At 52.7% G+C, this 3,980-nt stretch carries 3 protein-coding genes and 1 tRNA gene; 2 read left to right on the forward strand and 2 right to left on the reverse strand.

Annotated elements, in window-relative coordinates; genetic code table 11:
* Nucleotides 1-154: 154 nt before the first annotated feature.
* Complete coding sequence (locus HMPREF2572_RS01380) at nt 155-1,012, reverse strand: c-type cytochrome (protein ID WP_070495722.1); 858 nt, start codon at nt 1,010-1,012, stop codon at nt 155-157.
* Nucleotides 1,013-1,298: 286 nt separating this feature from the next.
* Between HMPREF2572_RS01380 and HMPREF2572_RS01385 the strand changes: the two genes are divergently transcribed.
* A tRNA-Arg gene (locus tag HMPREF2572_RS01385) sits at nt 1,299-1,374 on the forward strand.
* Nucleotides 1,375-1,478: 104 nt separating this feature from the next.
* Here the strand turns inward: HMPREF2572_RS01385 and HMPREF2572_RS01390 are convergent.
* Nucleotides 1,479-2,672, reverse strand: a complete 1,194-nt coding sequence (locus HMPREF2572_RS01390; RefSeq protein ID WP_070495724.1) for an amino acid aminotransferase — start codon at nt 2,670-2,672, stop codon at nt 1,479-1,481.
* 146 nt (nt 2,673-2,818) lie between these two features.
* Here HMPREF2572_RS01390 and folP point away from each other — a divergent pair, with 146 nt between their 5' ends.
* A complete protein-coding gene (gene folP, locus HMPREF2572_RS01395; RefSeq protein ID WP_070495727.1) occupies nt 2,819-3,676 on the forward strand; it encodes a dihydropteroate synthase in 858 nt (285 codons plus the stop codon).
* Nucleotides 3,677-3,980 lie beyond the last annotated feature (304 nt).

Raw genomic sequence — 3,980 nt, forward strand, 5'->3', positions numbered from 1 at the left:
CGAGGGAAGGGCTTTTTTTGCAAAGGTCTCGATGGGTCTGGTTGATTTGTATTTGATTTGTATTCTTTAGGGGGTAATGAAGAGTGGCAGAAAAAACGCACCTTGTTTAAAGGTGCGTTTTTATTGGGGTTATCTATGGCGTTTTCTGAGTGAATCAGAATTTAGCGCCCGATTGGTTAGCCATGTAGTTGACCGCTGCTTTGACTTCGTCGTCTCTCAGACCGGCGTTGCCGCCTTTGGCAGGCATGGCGTTGAAGCCTTCAAGAGCATGTTTGTACAAGGTTTCTTTACCTTGTTTGATGCGCGGAGCCCACTCGTCATTTTTGCCTACGCCGGGAGCGCCGGGGATCGTGCCGCCGTGACACATTTTACAGTTGGCTTCGTAAACTTTTTGACCGTCTGCACCGCCGGCTGCAGGAGCGGCTGCGCCTTTGTCGTCGGCTTTAGGTGCGTCGGCTGCAGGAGCAGAGCCGGCAGCGGCTGGTGCGGATGCGGCTGCATCGCCTGAAGCTGCTTGATCGGCAGGTGCTGCGGCATCGGGATCAGGGAAGTTGCCGCCGCTCTTGTTCGCCATGTAAGTAATGGCGCGTTTGAGTTCTTGGTCGGTCAAATCGGCTGCGCCGCCTTTGGCAGGCATGGCGTTAAAGCCGTTCAGAGCGTGTTGGAAGAGCGTGTCGAAACCTTGTCCGATACGGGGAGCCCAATCGCCGTTGTTTTCGATTTTAGGCGCGTTGGGGACGGAGCTGTCCGCAGCGTGACATTGGATACAGATTTTGTTGAAAATCTGCTCGCCTTTGCGTTCGCCTACTGGAATGCCGTCGCCTAAGGCGAGCTGCCCTGCGGGTTGGATACGGGTTTGCGTGGCGGCTTCGGACGATTGGTTAACGTCTGCGAACGAGCCGCTGCCCGCCAATTTGATGAGGAAGTAAATGACTGCAATAGCAATGATGATACCGCTCACAAGGGTAAACAATGCAGAGCCTTGGGCTTTTGAGTCGCGGAGTTGTTTCATTTGGTAGGCCTCGCCGTTAGGTTAGGTTGTGCTTTGAGTTATAGTTTGGTGTGTTAAACGCAGTTAACAATATTTTGCTGGATTATACTGAATTCACAGGGGCTTTCCAATCGCTCTTGTGGAAAATATACGCAAAGGCGGCAGTTTTTTGCCGTTTGTTAAGGGGTGGATTGGTTATGTTGTTGATTATTTGCAGGGAATTTTCTGCAAGTTTGTCTTGTTTGCGCCATCCTGCATAATAGGCTTTGCCAACAGTCGGGATTTGCGTTAATCTTACGCCTTCTCCGCACCCATAGCTCAGTTGGAAGAGTGTCAGTTTCCGAAGCTGGAGGTCACAGGTTCGATCCCTGTTGGGTGCGCCAATTATAGAGAGGCCGTCTGAAAGATGAAAATTTTTCGGGCGGCCTTTTGACTTACTTCAAATAAAACTACATCAGGTTTCAGACGACCTTTTGCATTTTGCGCTTTATTTCAACACTTCGGCAAACGCATCGGCAACATAGGCGATATTCGAAGCATTCAGCCCGGCGACGCACATCCTGCCTGAATCCAGCAGGTAAACGGCAAATTCGTCGCGCAATCTGCGGACTTGTTCCACGCTCAATCCTGTGTAGCTGAACATGCCGCGCTGTTTGATGAAATAAGTGAAATCTCGGTCAGGGATTTGGGCAGACAATACGTCATAAAGTTTCTGCCGCATGGCACGGATGCGGTCGCGCATGACATAGACTTCGTTTTGCCACAAGGCGTAAAGTTCGGGGCTGTTCATCACATCGGCGGCGATATAGGCGCCATGTGCGGGCGGGCTGGAGTAGATGCGGCGGACGGTGAATTTGAGCTGTCCGAACACCAATTCCGCTTCTTCTTTATTCGGGCAAATCACGCTCAGGCCGCCGACGCGCTCGCCGTAAAGCGACAGGTTTTTCGAGAAGGAATTGCTGACGAACAAGGGTAAATCCATTTCCACCGCCTTACGGATGGCGTAGGCATCGCTGTCCAAATCGCCGCCGAAGCCTTGGTAGGCAATGTCCATAAACGGCATCAGTTTGCGCGTTTTGATGATGTGCAACACTTCGTCCCATTGCTGTTCCGACATATCCACGCCGGTCGGGTTGTGGCAGCAGGGATGCAGGATTAAGACGCTGTTTTCGGGCAAGGTGTTGAAAAACGCGGTCATTTCGTCGAATTTCACGTCGACGGTGGCGGGGTCGTAATAAGGATAAGTGCCGACCTCGAAACCTGCGCCTTCAAAAATGCCGCGGTGATTGTCCCAAGTCGGGTCGCTGACGTAGGCGCGCGCTTCTGGGAACCAGCGGTGCAGGAAGTCCGCTCCGACTTTGAGCGCGCCCGAGCCGCCCAAGGTTTGTACGGTAACGATGCGTCCTTGTGAGAGTGTGGGGTTGTCTTTGCCGAACAACAAATGCTGCACCGCGCTGCGGTAAGTGTTCAAACCTTCCATCGGCAGGTAGGGCGACGGCGCAGGCGTGGCGGCACGGGCGGTTTCGGCACGGTTTACGGATTCCAATACGGGCATTTTGCCTTCGTCGTCGAAATAAATGCCTATGCTCAAATTGACTTTTTCGGGACGCGGGTCGTTTTTGAAGGTTTCAACCAAACTCAAAATCGGGTCGCCGGGGTAGTATTCGACGTGTCGGTACATGGCTGTTTCCTTTGTCAGGCGGATTAGGACGGTAAACCTGATTTTGGCATTAAACGGCAGGATTTGTAAAACGGGGTCGTCTGAAAGCTGCATGATGTTTTCAGACGACCTATAATTTCACCTTCATTATTTTACGGAACACCATCATGACCACGCGCATCTGGCAGGCAGGCAGGTTTGAAATCGGTTTGGACAAGCCGAAAATCATGGGTATCGTCAACTTGACGCCCGATTCGTTTTCCGACGGCGGCGTGTATTCGCAAAACGCCCAAACAGCCTTGGCGCACGCCGAACAGCTTTTAAAAGAAGGCGCAGACATTCTCGACATCGGCGGCGAATCGACGCGGCCGGGTGCGGATTATGTTTCGCCGGAAGAAGAATGGGCGCGGGTTGAGCCTGTATTGGCGGAAGTGGCAGGGTGGGGTGTTCCCATTAGTTTGGACACGCGCCGCACGGTGATTATGGAACAAGCGTTGGCGCTCGGTGGTGTTGATATTATTAATGATGTGGCGGCGTTGACTGACGAGGGCGCGGTCGAATTGCTGGCGCGTCAGGCGGACACGGGTATTTGTCTGATGCACATGCAGGGTTTGCCTGAAAACATGCAGATTAATCCGAAATATCAGGATGTTGTCGGTGAAGTGGCGCGGTATTTGAAAGCGCGCTTAGCGGAATGCATCGCGGCAGGCATCGCCCCGCAACGCATCGCGCTTGACCCCGGTTTCGGCTTCGGCAAAACCCTGCAACACAATATCGCGCTGATGCGGCATTTGCCCGAATTGATGGCGGAAACGGGCTTTCCGTTGCTCATCGGTGTATCGCGCAAACGCATGATAGGCGAGCTGACCGGCGAGGCAGACGCGGCGGAACGCGTACACGGCAGCGTGGCGGCGGCGTTGGCGTCCGTAGCGCGCGGCGCGCAAATCGTGCGGGTGCATGATGTGAAGGCGACGGTGGATGCGTTGAAAGTGTGGGACGCCTTAGGACCTGCTGACGTCCGATAGTTTTCGTTTTGGAAGCAAAAAACCACTTGGAAAATGAAATGTCGGTAGCCCCTAAAATATAGTGGATTAACAAAAATCAGGACAAGGCCGACGAAGCCGCAGATAGTACAGATAGAGACCTTTGCAAAATTCCCCAAAATCCAGATAGTACGGAACCATTCACTTGGGTGCTTCAGCACCTTAGAGAATCGTTCTCTTTGAGCTTAAGGCGAGGCAACGCCGTACTGGTTTAAAGTTAATCCACTATAGTGATAAAGAGGTCGTCTGAAAACTGAACTGTCCCCCAAATCTTGGACACTCATAA

Source organism: Neisseria sp. HMSC064E01 (genome assembly GCF_001808875.1).
In the GTDB taxonomy this organism is placed as follows: Bacteria; Pseudomonadota; Gammaproteobacteria; order Burkholderiales; family Neisseriaceae; genus Neisseria; species Neisseria sicca_A.

Coding starts and splice junctions, on each gene's coding strand:
- folP (WP_070495727.1), top strand. CDS start 2,819: ATGACCACGCGCATCTGGCAGGCAGGCAGGTTTGAAATCGGTTTGGAC.
- HMPREF2572_RS01380 (WP_070495722.1), bottom strand. CDS start 1,012: ATGAAACAACTCCGCGACTCAAAAGCCCAAGGCTCTGCATTGTTTACC.
- HMPREF2572_RS01390 (WP_070495724.1), bottom strand. CDS start 2,672: ATGTACCGACACGTCGAATACTACCCCGGCGACCCGATTTTGAGTTTG.